General features: G+C 36.8%; 12 protein-coding genes. 8 read left to right on the forward strand and 4 right to left on the reverse strand.

Features of this window, described 5'->3' with window-relative positions; genetic code table 11:
- Positions 1-11: 11 nt before the first annotated feature.
- The 5 genes from DDF69_RS07530 (at position 12) to DDF69_RS07550 (ending at position 10,020) form a co-directional block, all read left to right on the forward strand.
- Positions 12-827: a ferritin-like domain-containing protein gene (locus DDF69_RS07530; protein ID WP_114820238.1), complete on the forward strand. Its 816-nt coding sequence runs from the start codon at positions 12-14 to the stop codon at positions 825-827.
- Between the two features lie 406 nt (positions 828-1,233).
- Positions 1,234-5,142 carry a response regulator gene (locus DDF69_RS07535; RefSeq protein WP_114820239.1) on the forward strand — a complete coding sequence of 1,303 codons (3,909 nt, stop codon included), beginning with the start codon at positions 1,234-1,236 and terminating at the stop codon, positions 5,140-5,142.
- A gap of 13 nt (positions 5,143-5,155) precedes the next feature.
- Positions 5,156-5,512 carry a response regulator transcription factor gene (locus DDF69_RS07540; protein ID WP_114820240.1) on the forward strand — a complete coding sequence of 119 codons (357 nt, stop codon included), beginning with the start codon at positions 5,156-5,158 and terminating at the stop codon, positions 5,510-5,512.
- Between the two features lie 9 nt (positions 5,513-5,521).
- Positions 5,522-6,589 carry a HEAT repeat domain-containing protein gene (locus DDF69_RS07545; RefSeq protein WP_114820241.1) on the forward strand — a complete coding sequence of 356 codons (1,068 nt, stop codon included), beginning with the start codon at positions 5,522-5,524 and terminating at the stop codon, positions 6,587-6,589.
- Positions 6,583-10,020, forward strand: coding sequence for a sulfatase-like hydrolase/transferase (locus DDF69_RS07550; RefSeq protein ID WP_114820242.1), 3,438 nt, complete (start codon positions 6,583-6,585; stop codon positions 10,018-10,020). Before DDF69_RS07545 ends, DDF69_RS07550 begins: the two co-directional genes overlap by 7 nt.
- Here DDF69_RS07550 and DDF69_RS07555 read toward each other — a convergent pair.
- A complete protein-coding gene (locus DDF69_RS07555; protein WP_114820243.1) occupies positions 10,017-11,252 on the reverse strand; it encodes a YaiO family outer membrane beta-barrel protein in 1,236 nt (411 codons plus the stop codon). The two genes, DDF69_RS07550 and DDF69_RS07555, sit on opposite strands and share 4 nt — an antisense overlap.
- 188 nt (positions 11,253-11,440) lie before the next feature.
- Between DDF69_RS07555 and xth the strand changes: the two genes are divergently transcribed.
- On the forward strand, positions 11,441-12,220 hold the full coding sequence (xth, locus tag DDF69_RS07560; RefSeq protein WP_114820244.1) for an exodeoxyribonuclease III: 780 nt from the start codon (positions 11,441-11,443) through the stop codon (positions 12,218-12,220).
- A gap of 69 nt (positions 12,221-12,289) precedes the next feature.
- Here the strand turns inward: xth and DDF69_RS07565 are convergent, their stop codons facing one another.
- The gene (locus DDF69_RS07565; protein ID WP_114820245.1) at positions 12,290-13,078 is read right to left on the reverse strand and encodes an XRE family transcriptional regulator; all 789 of its coding nucleotides are present in this window, start codon (positions 13,076-13,078) and stop codon (positions 12,290-12,292) included.
- 450 nt (positions 13,079-13,528) lie between these two features.
- Between DDF69_RS07565 and DDF69_RS22020 the strand changes: the two genes are divergently transcribed.
- Positions 13,529-13,813 (forward strand): bacteriocin-like protein, encoded by a 285-nt coding sequence (locus DDF69_RS22020; protein ID WP_002979306.1) that lies wholly within the window; start codon positions 13,529-13,531, stop codon positions 13,811-13,813.
- A 160-nt stretch (positions 13,814-13,973) separates the two neighbouring features.
- On the opposite strand, the gene DDF69_RS07575 is transcribed toward DDF69_RS22020, so the two are convergent.
- Together DDF69_RS07575 and DDF69_RS07580 are read right to left on the reverse strand one after the other, a co-directional pair.
- Positions 13,974-14,669 (reverse strand): response regulator transcription factor, encoded by a 696-nt coding sequence (locus tag DDF69_RS07575; RefSeq protein WP_114820247.1) that lies wholly within the window; start codon positions 14,667-14,669, stop codon positions 13,974-13,976.
- Positions 14,666-15,982 carry a sensor histidine kinase gene (locus DDF69_RS07580; RefSeq protein ID WP_114820248.1) on the reverse strand — a complete coding sequence of 439 codons (1,317 nt, stop codon included), beginning with the start codon at positions 15,980-15,982 and terminating at the stop codon, positions 14,666-14,668. Before DDF69_RS07580 ends, DDF69_RS07575 begins: the two co-directional genes overlap by 4 nt.
- Before the next feature lie 190 nt (positions 15,983-16,172).
- Here DDF69_RS07580 and DDF69_RS07585 point away from each other — a divergent pair.
- The coding region (locus DDF69_RS07585) for a protein-disulfide reductase DsbD family protein (protein ID WP_114820249.1) at positions 16,173-17,584 on the forward strand (1,412 nt) is incomplete at its 3' end.

Here is a 17,584-nt window from a genome sequence, read left to right on the forward strand (position 1 = left end):
AAACTCACATTATGAATATTCTTAGATTACTGGACAAGCTTTCTGATGATAAATTTTTCACTTCAGAAGCTTCAAGACTGGAAACCATGACGAATATTTCTTTATTCGGAAAAAAAGCAGCTACAGCAGCTGTACCTCTTGGATTAGGAGCAATGATGGCTACTCCAGCCAAAGCAGAAGCTCCCAAAACGGCATTAACAGGTATGGCTTTAAAAAGTACACTCACAGATGCTTTACAACTGGCATTGGTACTGGAATACCTGGAAAATGAGTATTACAGTATAGGATTGTCCACACCAGGATTAATCCCTAATGGAGACAGAACCGTTTTCATGCAGATTTCAAAACATGAATCCGCCCATGTAAGCTTCCTGAAAAGCACGCTGACTTCTTTAGGAACAACTCCCGGAAATAAGCCTACGTTTGATTTTACAGCCGGAGGAAATTTCATGCCTTTTACAGATTATAACCAGTTTCTTATCCTTGCTCAGGCCTTTGAAGATACCGGAGTAAGGGCTTATAAAGGACAGGCAGGAAATGTGATGTCCAATAAAGTGGTCCTTCAGGCAGCATTACAGATTCATTCCGTTGAAGCAAGACATGCGTCACAGGTAAGAAGAATGAGAGCCAACAAAGGGTGGATTGAGCTTGCGAACGGTGGAAGTATGCCTTCAGCCACCAATCCTGTATATGCCGGAGAAGACAATACCAATCAGGCAGGCTACAACACAGCAACTTTATTTGGTGCTGCGGCAGGTTCTGCAGCGTATGATGAAATTTTAAGTGGCAGCGATGCACAGGCTATTGCTTCCCTGTTCATAGTTTAGTTGTGATTTGGATGATGATAAGTGGTGAGTCCATTTCCGAATTTTCCGGGAATGGACTTTTTTTAATACTTAATCATCAGCCTTTAAAAATATTCATATTTAAGATGTATTATACAGCAGATTTCATTCACTAAGCATCTTATTATCAGACAAGGTATTTTTATCTTCATAATAGATATTACTTCTTTTTTTATTTAAAACTTTTTCCCGTTAATTTTAAATAAACACACATATAGCTTTATTATCAAATTTCCTGTAACGGAATACGAAATAATTTCGTAATTTGGTTTACTTATTAAAATAATAATTTAAAGCACTTAAAAATATTTAAAATATAAACTTTAATGCCTTGATTATCATTTTTTAATAATCAAAAAAGAAAAGTCTCTAATTGTTGATATAGTATATGAAGAAGTATCCAATTCCTGCGAATGAAGAAGGGAGAATGAAGAAACTGGAGTATTTTGATCTTTTAAACCTTGAAAAAGATCCCCAGTTAGACATTTTTGCAGAAACAGCATGTCTGGTGACAGACTGCCCTGCAGCGCTTATTGCCATGATGGAAAGCGAAACCCAAACCATTCAGAGTTGTGTGGGAATGGCTCTTGATTTTGTAGACAGAAAAAATACGGTATGCCAATATTCCATTGCAAGTGGAGAAATTCTGATCATCAATGATACATTATTGGATGAAAGATCATCAGAAAATCCACTTATTCTTGCTGGTGGAATCCGGTTTTATGCAGGAGTACCTTTGATTGATGATGAAGGATTCGCATTAGGAACCATTTGTGTTATCGATTATAAACCTAAAACCATCACAAAAGACCAGATATCTGCTCTGAAAAAAATAGGAGACGCCATCACAAAAATTCTTACAGGCAAAAGGAAAAATATCCAGGCTGAGTATTTTCAACAAACTTTTACCATTTCCAATAACCTGATCTGTGTTCTGGATAAAGACTTTTCACTGAAAGAGAGTAATCCTGCTTTTGAAAACACCTTTCAAATGGATAAAGGTCAGATTCTTGGCAAGAATTTCCTGGATCTGATAGGGAATCATAATTCTCAACTCCAGTTACTTTCCAAAAACCTTCCCAATACAGATGAAGAAGTTACATTTACTACTTCCACAAAGATAGATGATACCCAAACGATTATTATTGAATGGTATTTAAAGCTCAATCAGAATCATTCAGAGATTTTTTGTTTTGGAATTAATATCACCCAACGTATTGAAGAAAAGCTTAAACTGGAAAGCTCTGAACGCCGCTTCAGAAGCTTCTTTGAAAACGCTATAGGCTTGATGAGCATGCATGATATGGAAGGAAATATCATTGCGGTCAACGAAAAAGGAAGAGAAACCCTTCAATATTCTGCTGAAGAGGTAGAACGGTTGAATTTAAAAGATCTTGTTCCTAAAAAGAACTGGCCTCTTCTCGAGCAATATCTCGAAAGAATTAATAAAAACCATGAAGATTTCGGGACTATGATCCTGAAAGCAAAAGGAGGTGAAGAAATGATCTGGATGTACCACAATCTTGTGGAGATCAATAAAGAAGGAAAACCCTATGTGGTGAGTACAGCACTGAATGTTACGGAAAGAGTAAGTTTGGAAAAAGATCTTGTTCATACCAAAAAAATGCTGGAGCAGACAAGTGCCGTTGCTCAGGTAGGAGGATGGGAGGTTAACCTGAAAAACAACACGGTTTTTTGGTCGCAGTCTACCCGGGAAATCCATAAAATAGACAAAAATTTCCAGCCTGATTTTGAAAATGCACTGGGTTTTTACAGTGAAAAAAGCCGTGAAAAGCTGGAATCCTTATTCGAAAAGGCTATAAAAGACGGCGTTCCCTACGATGAAGAATTACAGCTTATACAAAATGACGGTGTGATGATCTGGGTAAGGGTAAAAGGTATACCGGAATTTGAAGATGGAGTATGTACCAGAGTCTACGGAATCATTCAGAATATTGATACCTTCAAAAATATCTACCTTGAACTGGCCAGAAAAGAAGCTATGCTGCAGTCTTTTGTAAAATACGTCCCTTCTACAGTAGCCATGTTTGATAAAGATCTCAATTATGTTTCCGTAAGCAGAAGCTGGAAAGATGAGTTTCAGATGAATGACATCAGACTTATTGGAGAGAACATGTTTAAAATATCACCCAATGTACCGGATGAGAGATTAAAAATCTATCAGGATGCACTGGCAGGAAAGGCCTATAAAAACGAAGACATGGCCATAGAAGTGCCCGGTAAGGGAATCATTCAGCATTACAGCGTGGAGGTGACACCATGGTATCTTTCCAATAATGTTATAGGAGGAATTATTGTTTCTGCACAAAATATTACACCCTCCGTAAAAATCAATAGAGAACTGAAAAATGCCAAAAAAATGGCAGATATTGCCAGCAAAGCAAAGTCTGAATTCTTAGCCAACATGAGCCATGAAATCCGGACTCCGCTGAATGGTGTTATCGGTTTCTCCGACCTTCTTCTAAAAACGCCATTGAATGATATACAGACTCAATACCTCAATTATATCAATGAATCAGGAGAGAACCTATTGAATATCATCAACGATATTCTTGATTTCTCGAAGGTAGAATCCGGAAAAATGGACCTTATCATTGAGAAGTCTAATATTTATGACATGGTAAGCCAGGTGATCAATGTAATCCTTTACCAGTCGCAGAAAAAAAATATCGAATTACTGTTGAATATAGAACAGGGACTTCCGGAAACCATCTGGCTGGATGAATCAAGGTTGAAACAGATTTTGGTCAACCTCCTTGGAAATGCTGTGAAATTTACAGAACAGGGAGAAATAGAACTTAAAGTAGAAAAGCTGAATCTGGACAGCAAGAATATCAAATTGAGATTTTCGGTAAGAGATACCGGAATTGGTATCCCTAAAGAAAAACAACAGCATATTTTCAATGCCTTTACCCAGGAAAACAGTTCTATCAGCAAAAGATATGGTGGAACAGGTCTGGGATTAACTATTTCCAATAATATTCTGAAATATATGGGAAGCAGCCTCTCGTTAGTAAGCGAACTTCAAAAAGGATCTGTTTTCTATTTTGATATCGAAGTTCCTTATGAACTATCTGATCGTCATGAAGACGAAGATCTGAAAATAAACAAGGTCCTTATTGTTGATGATAATGAAGCCAACAGGATTATTATTCAGCATATGCTTGCTTATAAAAATATAGATTCAAAGCTTGCAGCCAATGGAATGGAAGCTCTTCAGATATTGCTTGCAGGAGAGCGTTTTGATGTCATTCTGATGGACTATCATATGCCTATTATTTCCGGGCTGGAAACGATAGAAAAAATCAAGGAATTGTTCAGCAAACAAAATGAATCCTCTCCTTTGATTATTCTCCACACGTCTTCCGAGGAACATGATGTAATCAATTCTTTCCGTCAGGAAAACAATTCATTCTTCCTGCTGAAGCCTATCAAGTCTGAAGAACTCTATAAAACATTGAGACGAGCGGTAAAAAATACGGAGAAAGAGATCATCAGCATTTCACAACCGGAGACAGAAAGCTCCATACTGATGCATGCTCCGCAGGTTTTACTGGTAGATGACAACCCGGTCAATATGGTTCTAAACCATAAAATGATGCGTTCATTGGTTCCGGATGCAGAGCTTACAGAAGCTACGGATGGACTTCAGGCGGTTTTGCAGTGTAAAGAAAAAATGTTCAATATCATTTTAATGGATGTTCAGATGCCGGTAATGGATGGTATTGAAGCAACCAAACAAATACGCTTACTCCCGGAATATTCCAATGTCCCTATTATAGGGGTAACGGCAGGTAATGTGCTGGGAGAGAAAGAAAAGTGCCTGGATTCCGGGATGAATGATTTCCTGCCCAAACCTTTAAGACAGGCAGATCTGCTGGAAATGCTTAAAAAGTATATCATTAACGAAAATAATAGCCCTGTTGAAGATTCTTCCCATCAGGAAAATTACCTCGATATAAATATCCTGAATGAGCAGATAGGCGATGATGATGAGGATTTCAGAAAAATATTCCTAAATCTTGTGGTAGATCAGCTTACTCAGGCTGAAGAGAATATCAAAAAAAGCACTGCAGAAAAAGACAGTGCCAATCTAAAACTCATTCTTCACAAGCTTAAAGGAACTGCAGGAACAGCAGGATTGGTAAGACTTACTGAACGTACTGCCAACTGGGAAAATAAAGCAGATCCTGACATGGATTTTATCTCCATGGAAGAAGAAATTATCCGAGAGATAACAACAGGATTACAATTAATTAAAAATCTAATACAATAAAAAAACTAAAATTATGCTGATTCTAATCGCCGAAGACGACGAACTGATTCTAAAAACGATTGAACACAAATTATTAAAAGAAGGACATGAAGTGATCCTTACCCGAAACGGAAAAGACGCTATCGAAACTCTTAAAACCAGAGATGTAGATCTGGCGATCACAGATATTATGATGCCGTTTGCCTCCGGAATTGAAATACTTTCAGCCATTAAAACCATGGGCAAGCAGACACCGGTGATCATGCTTTCCAGTATGGGGCAGGAAGAAGTAGTACTGAATGCTTTTGACCTCGGAGCTGCCGACTTTATTGTGAAACCATTCAGTCCCAACGAATTGATATTAAGAATAAAAAGATTTTCTTCAAAATAAACTGCAACCATGTTTCTCACCACTTCTGTGCATTTTCTTTTTCTTGTTTTTCTGGGAATGCTATCCTTAGTACTCTTACTGATCATCGTTGTACTGATTTACAGCTTTTATCAGTACAGAGAATCGGTTCAGGCCTTCAGATGGTCTGAAGTGATCAATAAAAAAATCTCAGAAGTGATTGTATATGGTGAAGAGGAAATGCTTGCAGACACTAACTTTTCAGCATCTTCCGGTAGTCCTTCATTCAGAAATTTATTCCTTCAGAAACTGGCAGAATCCGAGAAAAAATTTTCCGGAGCAGCGCAAAATAAACTTAAAGACTTATTCCGTGAATATGGTCTTCAGGAAGAAGCACTGAAAAAACTCAATCAAAAAAAAGAACATATCATTGCAGGAGGATTACAGGAACTTACTGCGATGCACGTGGAAGAAGCATTGCCAAAGATTTCTACATTTTTAAGCCATCCTTCAGCTCAGGTGTATCAGGAGGCGCAATATGCAATGGTTAACTTTAAAGGATTCGAAGGTCTTCATTTCCTGAACAGCATTTCCTCCAAAATATCAGAATGGCAGCAGCTCCGCCTGCTTATTTCGATAACGCATATTCCCGAGAATTCTGATGAAAGTATTAAAAGCTGGATGGAAAGTCCTAATGAGTCCGTAGTTATTTTTACCCTTAAACTTTTAAGAAAATTTCAGATATTATCACTATATCCTATAGTAACCGGCCTACTGGATCATCCATCTGTTGATGTAAGAATACAGGCAGTACAAACTTTATTATCACTGGAAAATTCTTCCACCATTGCTCATCTTATGGAAACATATCCCGATCAGCCGGTTGAAGTACAGAAAGAGATTCTGAAAGTCATGAAAAAATCGAAAGACCAATACAGCACGGATTTTCTGAAAAACCAATTAGTGAACAATATTGATTCAGGGATAAAGGTGAATGCCGCAGAAGCTTTGTGCGCTTTGGAGCAACAGGAATACCTGGCAGAAATATCTCAAAAAGAAACCTCTTCAGAAGAACTCATTCAAATTATTAAATACGCATTACAGGAAAAAGTATGTTAGAATTCTCACACATCATCTATGAAGTTGTTATTTGGCTGTTTTTGGTTTACGGAACAGCAGTAACCCTTATCTATGGCTGGATAGGAATCTATGCGCTTGGCGCTGTATTGCGTTATAAAAAAGAAAATACATTTACAGACTACAGCATCATTGCGGCCAATCCCAATGCTCCGGTATTCAGTGTTATTGCTCCGGCATATAATGAAGGAATGACCATTGTGGAAAATGTACGTTCCCTCTTATCTCTTTACTATCATAATCTTGAAATTATTATTGTAAATGACGGAAGTAAGGATGATTCCATTCAAAAGCTGATCGAAGCTTACGAACTTGAGTCTGTAGCTTATTTTATTCAGGGAAAAATAGAAACCAATGCGGTAAGAGGAGTGTATAAAAGTAAAAATCCGGCTTTCAAAAAACTGATTGTTGTTGATAAAGAAAACGGAGGAAAAGCCGATGCTTTGAATGTCGGCGTTAATATTTCTTCCGGTGAATACCTGGTCTGCATTGATGTTGACTGTATTCTCGAGCAGGATTCGATTTTAAAACTCGCAAAACCAATGCTGGAACAGACCGACAAAAAATTCATTGCCTGCGGTGGAGTGATTCGTCTGGCCAACAATTGCGTCATTGAAAACGGAAAAGTAGTAAGTGTCAATATGCCGAAAACCCTGCTGGGAAGAACACAGGCATTAGAATATATCCGGGCTTTTGTACTTGGACGTATGGCATGGTCCAGAGCATCAGGACTGATTTTGATCTCCGGTGCTTTCGGAGTCTTTGACCGGAAAATTGTACTGGCCTGCGGCGGTTATGATAAAAACACAGTAGGAGAGGACATGGAGCTGGTGGTAAGAATGAGAAAGTACATGGAGGAAAAAAATAAGCCTTACGAAGTACTTACTATTCCGGATCCTCTATGCTGGACAGAAGTTCCCGAATCCAAAGATATTCTTAGAAAACAGCGAAACAGATGGATGCGCGGCACCATGGAAACCCTTTGGAAACACAGAAAAATGATGTTCAATCCGAAGTATAAAAAACTAGGGATGGTAAGTCTTCCTTATTGGTTCTTCTTTGAATTTCTCGGTCCGCTCATCGAATTTTCTGGATACATTATCTTTATCATCTTTTTATTGCTCGGAATTATCAACTGGCCGTTCTTTATCGTTCTGTTCGCCCTTGTGATTTCAATGGGATTCTTATATTCCATCTATGCGATACTGGTGGATCTCGTAAGCCATCAGGTCTATACCAAAAGAAAAGACTTCTTTAGATTAATTTTCACCGCTTTTTCCGAACCTTTTTATTTTCATCCTATTGTGGTAAAAGCAGGCGTTAACGGATTTATAGATTATTTCAAAAAATCTCATGGCTGGGGTGAAATGACAAGGCAAGGGTTCAATCAAAGCACACAGCATTTACCACTTAAAGAAAGAATATATGCTATTCTCCAGGTAGGACTCAAAAAATGGGGAATGCTGGCCCTGGTTTTCTTTGCTTTATTTTTAATAGGAGTAACCGCAGAATCTCTATGGTACAAATATACCTTTCCAAAATTTGAAACATCAGCCATTATTGGCCGTCTTTTCTTTGAAAATATCTTATTTGCACTGCAGCTGACTTTCTGTGTTGGAATTCTATATCTGATTATTAATTTTATCAAAGAAGGCTGGGCAAGGATCCTTGGAGTGCTAACCCTGGTTGTTGTAGCCGTTACACAGTATATCTTATTCCTGTATTTTTCTGAAAGCCGTAACGTATTAGGTGCAGATCTTTTATACTACAGCAAAGAAGAGATGAAACAGATTTTGCAGGCAAGCGGAATGCTCAACTTTAAAAACTTTGCATTACTGGGAATTTTGATAGCGGCTTCTCTTGTTCCTTTATGGATTGCCGGTAAAACAGCGTTAAAATCAATCTATCCAGGAATGATACTATTGATTTTCGGGTTAGCAGCATTCTTTATTCCTTCCAGTTTAGTAGGAGCAAAGGTTTTGAATTCCGAAAGTGAGTTTAATCAAAATGCGGCAAAAAGTAAATGGGCATATTTCTTTAAATCCAACGAAGAAAATTTCATCAGCGACCATCCGGAACTTACTGAATTGCTGAGCAATAATGAAAATTTCACGACCAATGCGGAAATGATCGATAAAAACTTTCCGTTCTGGAGAAAAGAAATCACACCAGACTTTCTGGGATCTTACTTCAACAGGTCTGAGAAAGTCCCCAATCTTGTTTTTCTTGTTATGGAAGGCTTCGGACATGCGTATACATCCCCGAAAGGATATATCGGCAACTTCACCCCTTATCTTGATTCCTTATCCAGTAGAGGGCTGTATTGGGAAAACAGTTTAAGCTCAGCAGGAAGAACATTCGGAGCATTACCATCATTGACGGGGTCACTTCCTTTCGGAAAGAACGGCTTCCTTGAAATAGAAAAAACACCGGAGAATTTCAATCTTTATAATATCCTTAAAGCAAACGGATTTGAAACAGGATTTTATTACGGAGGTCATGTATCATTTGACCGCTACCGCGAATTCCTGGACTACAGTGGGGTAGATCATATTGTAGATGAAGCCTCATTCGCTAGTCCTTACCGTAAGCTTCCTGCCAACAACGGGGAGAGCTGGGGTTATGAAGATCAGGCTGTTTTAAGTAAAATGCAGCAGCAGCAGAAACCACAGAATCAGCCGTATTTCAATATGATACTTACACTTTCAACCCATAATCCTTTTTTAATCAACAATAAGGATTATTATGAAAAGTTGTACAACCAAAGGCTTAACTCAGGGATTTTAACCAAAGAACAGAAAAAATGGGCAGCCGCGCACAAAAATCAGCTCATCTCCGTATTGAACGCTGATGATGCCATGAAAGGTTTCTTTGAAAATTACAGCAAACGCCCGGATTTCAAAAACACTATTTTTGTCATTACAGGAGATCACAGTATGCCTGAAATTACTTTAGAATCTAAAATTGACAGATTCCATGTGCCCTTATTGATCTATTCACCCTTATTAAAAGAATCAAAACGTTTTCATAAAACAGTAAGTCATTTTGATATTGCACCTTCTATTTTAGCCTACTACAGAAATAATTATAAAATCACTACCCCTTCTACAGTAACGTGGGTGGGAAGAGGCTTCTCCGCAGATTCTGAAGTCAGCAAGGCCGGAATTCCGATGATGCAGAGTAAAAACCAGCTTATAGATTTTGTATCTGAGAAGTATTATATTCACGATGGACAGCTTTTCACCCTTAAAGACATGGAGGAAGATAATTCCAATGATGCCGCGGCCATGAGTAAAATCAACGGAAGGTTCAATCAGTATAAAAGCATGAATGCTCAGTTTTATTCCACGAAAAAACTAATGCCGGATTCGGTCATGGTCAACTTTAAGAAAAAAACAAAATCAAAGTTTTAAAACTTTCGGGTATAGCTTAAAGTAATATCAAACTGATTTCCTTTCTCCCCCGGACGGAATTCCTGGTTGTAATACATGGTTCCTACAGAAAAAAGATTGACGGAGCGGTAAGAGAAATTATACTCAGCACCTACTTTAAAGGTTTTAAGCTTAAAGGTCTCATTTTCCAGAAGGTTATTTCGGTATTCTTCCGGGCTTATCCCGGTTCCGATCTGAAAAGCAAAATAGTCCTGAGCTCCTTTAGTATAATAACGCACCGTTCCTGTATAAGAATGGGAGATGTTTTTGCTGTCAGGCGTTATGTAAGTACGGAGATTGAACCAGAAATTTTTGTAGTATTTTCCTACAGCTGCAGTATACATCCAGATGTTGTTGCTGAAATGAAGCTGACGGTATCCCAGTTCTGCCTCAAAACTATGAGGAAGATTGGCGTTCAGGGAAACTCCGGTACGGTATTTCGGAAACAGACCTACATCATCAGAATATCCTCCGCCTACATAAAGGTAGAACATTTTGGAAAGTCTTGGATACGCCTCCAACTCAATTTGTGTACCGCCTTGTGCAAATTTGTTCGCATAGTTACCACGAAGAATCACAGAACCAATAGGTGTAATTCTCTTATAACTTACCCCTACAATATGCCAGTCATCATCAAACTGCCTGTCAAAATGGGAATAGTTGTAAATAATTCCAATAGCATTTTTAGAAGACAGATCCGTGATTCTTACTGCAAGAGCCCTTGCTTCTGTATTTTTTGGATTAATACTTAATAGAGTAGTTACCGCTTTATCAGCTTCCTCATAATTGTCCATTCCAAAATATACTTTTGCTTTCAGGAGTAATAATGGTTCAGATTTAGAATGATAAGAAAGTCCCTTATCTATAATTTCGATAGCCTTGGTATTCTGATCATTCCAGTATTCCAATGAAGCATACGCCAGGAAATAATCTTCATCCTGAACCTCTCTTTTTCCGAGATCTTCAAACACGGCTCGTGCTGCAGCCAGATCTTTGTTCCAGGTATATAATCTTCCCAAAAAAACAGAAATATCAGTATAATTGGGAGCTTTTTCCAATGCTTCTTTTGCCAGCGCAATAGATGTAACATAATCTTTCTGTTCGAAAGCAGTGGTACGGGCTTTAGCAAATAGTTCATCAGCAGTAAGACTCTGTTGGCTATATAGGGTAACGGGAAAAAGTAATGCTAATAAAAAGGTCTGATATCTTTTCATCGAGGTTTATTATTAATGAGCTACATCTTTATCACAAATATATTGAACTTTTATCTCTCAGCCCAGAGATTATTCATCAAAACTTATTTTTTAAGATTATTATTCCACAAAACATCAGATAATAGATATTTATGATGGAATAATTATTGTCGTAATTAAAAAGAATTGATTTTTTAAAAAGCTTCATCATGAAAATAGCAACGTATAACGTGAACGGAATCAACGGCAGACTTCCTGTTTTACTCAAATGGCTGAAGGAAGCTTCACCAGACATCGTCTGCCTTCAGGAGCTAAAGGCTCCACAGGAACGTTTCCCTGTACAGGAAATCAATAAAGCTGGATATCAGGCGATATGGAAAGGGCAGAAAAGCTGGAACGGAGTAGCTATACTGGCAAAAAACAGAGAAATCACCGAGGTGCAAAGAGCTTTACCGGGTGACCCAGACGATGTTCAAAGCCGTTATATAGAGGCTATTATTGATCAAATGGTCATCTGCTGCCTGTATCTTCCCAATGGAAATCCTTATCCCGGACCTAAATTTGATTATAAATTATCCTGGATTAAACGTTTTAAGAGGCGAACCAATCAGCTCATCAAAATGGAACTCCCTGCCATCCTTATCGGTGATTTTAATATCATTCCCGAACCTATGGATGTATATAAACCTGAACGTTGGGAAAATGATGCGCTATACAGAACGGAAGTGAGAAAAGCATTTAAAGATCTTCAGAAAAAAGGATGGCTTGATTCTATACGAAGTCTCTATCCGGACGAGAAAGTCTATACCTTCTGGGATTATTTGTATAAAGCGTACGACCGCAATGCAGGAATGAGATTAGATCATATTCTATTAAGCCCATATCTTCAGCCTAGACTGGCTTCCGGTGGAGTAGACAGTCATGTACGGAGTTGGGAAAAAAGTAGTGATCATGCTCCCGTGTGGGTTGAGCTATCGGATCATTTATAATAAGAGAAGTTCATCTATAATAAACTCCCGGAGTAAAAACCAGGAGTATATTAATAACTATTGTAAATATTAAGATTGTTTACGGCGTCGGCCTGAAACCTTTTTATCAAGATCCCGGATATCCTGTCTCAGTTCACGGAACATCTCTTTAAAATTGTAGCTTTCATAATCGCCTGGTTCAAAATCTTCTGGGAAAATTCCTGAAGCATACTGCCAGATTTCCACTACATCTTCAAAAGGAATATCATAAGGCTCATAAAATGAATTGTCAGCACTTACACAGATGGCATTTTCTTTTCTTTCTTTAAAACGCTTGTAGGTAATTCCATCATTTAAGGTCACAAAAACATAAGTTTTACCTTGCTTCAGTTCATTGATTCCTTCTACATATTTTCCAACAATATATGATCCGTTCCTGAACGGGGGCATAGAATCTCCATCTGCAGGAAACGCTCTGTATTTTCCATTGGTAAGAAAAGGAAGAGCAATACGCTGAAGACTTTCGATATAGTCTATATCACTATAACCTTCCAGATACCCCATTGAAGCTTTCTGAGGAATAATTTCTATCGTATCATTTCCATGATTATCTACCGCAACCGGAAGAACAATTCTGTTATCGGGAAGCTTTAGCATTTCATCTATCGGATGCTTCTCAATATCTACAGACAGCATAAGGTCAATACTTACGTGGAAATATTTTGAAATTTTCACCAGCAGCTCGATTGGTGGTTCAGAAATTCCGTTTTCATATTTTGAGTACCGGACTCTTGAAATCATGAGTTCATCGGCTACATTCTGTTGGGAGAGCTTTCTCCTGGCTCTTAAAAAGCGTATATTATTTGAAAAAACTGACATTGATATAAGTATGTCAGCAAAAATACAAAATTTGATCCCGTTATCAATAAACAGAAAGATTTTTACTACCGGAAGAACACAAATTTTAGCTTTCTTTTTTCCATTTTCCTGAAAATGACTCCACGGGAGTGTTTCAAATGATCAGTTTTTCCTTACCAAAAGCTTATTTACAGGTTCAATGACACAGCTTCTATTAATATTGAAAAATAAACATCAATAAAGAGTATTTAATGCAAAAATAATAACTCTAAATTCCACAAATTGAGTTATTATTTTTAACTTTTAGAAAATCAATCACATATAAGTGAAAACAATATTTTTATTAAAACACAATCATATTAATGAAATATTAAATAATAAAAACATATAATTAATTTATTGAAAATAATTTGTAATAATGAACTTATTATTCATATATTCGTGATGTAATAATCATATAAAATTATAGTTATGAAAAACTTAAAAAAATTGGACAGAAACGAATTAAAAGCTATTTCAGGTAATGGATTACTAGATCCAATCGGCGGTCTTCTAGGTGGACTAGGAGGCGTAGTAGGTGGAGTAGTAGGCGGTGTAGGTACTATCGTTGGTGGTGTAGTTACTGGCGTAGGATCTACAGTAGGTGGAGTAGTTGGCGGTGTAAGCACTGTTGTAACTAACGCTTTATGCCAGACACAATGTGTTGTGAATGGGGTAATCCACATCAAATTACTTGAGTGCGGATCAACTTGCTAGTCAGCAAGCATTACATGTAAAAAACAGACCGCTCTTTTCAGGGCGGTTTTTATTTTTAAGATCATCAAGAGATATGCATATGAAAGGTCGCCCTTTATTTTTTTGGCGAACAGCTCAATTATTGCTCAGGCAAAATGAGACCAATAGTTTGAAAATCGTATCAGTCAATTAACTTGAAGCCAACCCCTCTGATATTTAATATTTCTACTGTCGGATCAAGAGCCAGGTATTTACGCAGTCGTGTTATATAGACATCCATGCTTCGTGCCGCAAAAATATTATCATCACCCCATAGTTTAAGCAAGGCTGTTTTACGTTCCAGTACCTGATTTTTGTTAATAAGCAGCAGATGTAATAATTCGGCTTCTCTCTGGGATAAATCAATTGTAATGTTTCCCAGGACAATTTCAAGTTTTTTAAAATCAAAATGAAACTTACCAATTGTGTTATCCACTAAGTTGGCTGTATTAGTTTCCCCTTGATTTACCGAACATCTTCTTATTAATTTTTTTATTCTTAACATAAGCTCTTCCATCCCAAAGGGTTTTTTCATATAATCATCTGCCCCAATTTCCAATCCCTTTATAACATCAGCAGTTTGTGATTTAGCTGTTAAAAAAATAATAGGAACCAGATCATCTATTTTCCTGATATCTTCAACCAAAGAATAACCATCCTTTCGGGGCATCATAACATCCACTACACAAATATCGGGCTGTCTATTTTTAAATTTTGTCCAGCCTTCTACACCGTCGCCTGCAATGTCTATTTCGAAACCATTCATTTCTAAAGTTTCTTTGATGATCATTGCTAACATAGCTTCGTCTTCTACTAATAAAACTTTTATTGTATTCATATATGTGGAAATTTTATAATAAAAGTGGTTCCCAAATTTAATTTGCTTTTAACGGTAATTTCTCCATTTAATGTATTCACAAGCTCCTTTACAAAATTCAAACCCAATCCATAACCTTTTACATCATGGAGATCTCCTGTAGGAACCCTGAAAAATTTATCAAATATATAAGGAAGGTATTCGGAATTAATACCTTTACCGTAATCCTCAACTAAAAACTGAATTCCATTTTTAGCTGGAGAAACTTCCAAAAGAATATCTTCCGTAGTACCTGCATATTTTACCGCGTTATCCAACAAATTAGAAAGTACCGTATCAATAATATAGGGATCAGTGTAAAAACTGTCCTCTTTTAGTGTATTGATATATTTTATTTTGATGTCTTCGTTAATAGTAAATCTATTGACAATGGTTAGAATTAAATCATTTAAGTGAACTTCAACAAGGTTGGCAGAACTTGAACGATCACTGTATTTCACAATATCCAGTATCCTGTCTACATTTTGATCAAGCTTGTTCAGAATATCATTATTGAGAGTAAGGTATTTTTTTGCCTTGTCCACATCATTAATTGCATTAAAGTTTAACAAGGCCTCATTTGATGATTTTAGTACGCATATCGGAGTCCGGAGCTCATGGGTCATATTGTTGATAAAGTCGTTTTTAACATCATCCAGTTTAGATTGTCTTTTTATAGTAAGAGCCATAAAATAAAGGCTTCCCCCAGATAAAACAATAAGAGCCATTGAAATTAATAAAGGAATTAAGTTGTGTTTAAACAGATACCCATCTAAATTTTTAACTTGAATTTTAATAAACAAATCTTTTTTGGAAAATGGAACGGGTACATAGTAAGTTTCTTTCAGGGGTGTTTGATTATTGCTAAAAGTAAGATCAAAATCGAGAGGAATATTGTTTTTAGCCAACTCTTGTTTCAATATCTTTTTTAAATCCTTTAAATCAATTGATTTATTTGATGAAATAAGTTGAGACAAAATTTTCTTCACATTATCTAATTGATTTTCGGGTATTTGTATATCTTGCATTATTGAAAAATTCTTCTTACTTCCCCGAACAGGATATTTTTTCGTAACATAATATAGAAAAGAATCATCATCTTTTATTACCGGCAATGTATCAAATTGCTTTAATTCATAAATGTCAATACTTTTCTTCAATATATTCTCAATATTGTTTTTTACATTTTCTTCTGTTGTTTTATATGAATTATAGACCCAGTATAGTTGGAAAACCAAAATAGAGGTGGCTGTAATTGAAACAATTAAAAATACTTTTCTAAATTTTTTTTTCACTTTTTATTCTGCAATTAAGGTTAGAGTAAGAAAGTTTGTCAACATGTTTTTGTATCACAAATGTACAATTTATTTACCCTTTGATTTACAGTGGTTAACACTAGTTAACACTAGTTAAATATCGATTAACAATTTTACTGATAAAGTGTATTTAAGTTTGTATTGTAATTAATCAAAAATAAGTCTTGAAATGAAATTTAGAAATTGTTTTTTATTAATTCTGCTATTTTTAACAATAGGAATTAATGCACAGATAAAAAATCCTGTAAAGTTTAAATTCACCATCAACGACCTGGGGAATAATCAATACGAAGCGGTATTGAATGCTACTATGGAAAGCGGATGGCACATTTACTCTAAAGATCTACCGGAAGATACCGGAATTCCGACCGAGTATAAAGTAACAGGAAAGAATATCGAGTTGATCGGAAAATTTACCGAAGTAGGTAAAAAGCATGAAGAATTTTCTGAAGCGTTTGGAGGAACAATTGTTTTCTACTCCAATTCTGCAGGATTTAAGCAGAAATTTAAATTAAAAGATCCGACAAAACCCGCAGATGTCACTTCTGAGATTACGTATCAGACCTGTGACGACAGAGTTTGTCTCGCTCCCAATACTTTAGAATTCAATCAAAAAGTTACGCCAAAAGGAGTAACGGAAGAGGCTACGACCGAGGAAACTGCAGGTCCTGCAAAAGACTCTGTAAAAATAACGGAGACGGTAACTGAAAATCCTGCAAAAACAGAAGCTACGATCACAGAAACTTCAAAACTGGATCCCAAGCAGCTGAAAATTGAAAGTATTAATTTCAAAAAACCATTGACGGATTGTGGTACCGCCTCTACCAAGGTGGATGAAAATTACTGGACGTATCTATTCTTAGGATTTATCGGAGGATTAATTGCTTTGCTTACGCCATGCGTTTTCCCGATGATTCCACTTACCGTTTCATTCTTTACAAAAGGAAGTAAGGACAAAGCAAAAGGGAAAAGGGATGCTCTTATTTATGGGTTTTTCATTCTTCTTATCTTCGTTTTACTAAGTATTCCTTTCCATATTATTGATGGAATCGCCGGAAATATCTTCAACGAGATTTCGACCAGTGTATGGCTGAATATTGCGTTCTTTATCATATTCATCTTCTTTGCCGGAAGTTTCTTCGGGTATTATGATATTACTTTACCAAGTTCTATTGCCAACAAATCTTCCAAAGCAGAAGAGGCAGGAGGAATTATCGGTATTTTCTTTATGGCATTGACCCTGGTAATTGTTTCTTTCTCATGTACAGGACCTATTTTAGGAAGTTTACTGGGAAGCGCAGTAACAGGTTCATCCAACGTTCCGATGCTGTTGACTTTTGCGTTGGCAGGATTCGGGCTGGCATGGGCAATTATTTTTGGATTGCTGGCATTATTCCCGCAGGCATTACAAAGTCTTCCGAAATCCGGAGGATGGATGAATACGGTAAAAGTTGTTTTAGGATTCGTAGAACTGGCATTAGCATTGAAATTCTTGTCTAAAGCAGATCTTGTATCCAAAACATTCTTCTTAAAAAGAGAACTTTTCATTGCGATCTGGATTATTATCGCCTTAGGATTAGC

It is taken from the genome of Chryseobacterium sp. KLBC 52 (assembly GCF_003347605.1).
Classification (GTDB): Bacteria; Bacteroidota; Bacteroidia; order Flavobacteriales; family Weeksellaceae; genus Chryseobacterium.

Bases quoted from the DNA above. Each gene is read 5' to 3' on its own strand.
- DDF69_RS07575 (WP_114820247.1), bottom strand. From the start codon at position 14,669: ATGAATACAATAAAAGTTTTATTAGTAGAAGACGAAGCTATGTTAGCA.
- DDF69_RS22020 (WP_002979306.1), top strand. From the start codon at position 13,529: ATGAAAAACTTAAAAAAATTGGACAGAAACGAATTAAAAGCTATTTCA.
- DDF69_RS07535 (WP_114820239.1), top strand. From the start codon at position 1,234: ATGAAGAAGTATCCAATTCCTGCGAATGAAGAAGGGAGAATGAAGAAA.
- DDF69_RS07540 (WP_114820240.1), top strand. From the start codon at position 5,156: ATGCTGATTCTAATCGCCGAAGACGACGAACTGATTCTAAAAACGATT.
- DDF69_RS07565 (WP_114820245.1), bottom strand. From the start codon at position 13,078: ATGTCAGTTTTTTCAAATAATATACGCTTTTTAAGAGCCAGGAGAAAG.
- DDF69_RS07545 (WP_114820241.1), top strand. From the start codon at position 5,522: ATGTTTCTCACCACTTCTGTGCATTTTCTTTTTCTTGTTTTTCTGGGA.
- xth (WP_114820244.1), top strand. From the start codon at position 11,441: ATGAAAATAGCAACGTATAACGTGAACGGAATCAACGGCAGACTTCCT.
- DDF69_RS07550 (WP_114820242.1), top strand. From the start codon at position 6,583: ATGTTAGAATTCTCACACATCATCTATGAAGTTGTTATTTGGCTGTTT.
- DDF69_RS07555 (WP_114820243.1), bottom strand. From the start codon at position 11,252: ATGAAAAGATATCAGACCTTTTTATTAGCATTACTTTTTCCCGTTACC.
- DDF69_RS07530 (WP_114820238.1), top strand. From the start codon at position 12: ATGAATATTCTTAGATTACTGGACAAGCTTTCTGATGATAAATTTTTC.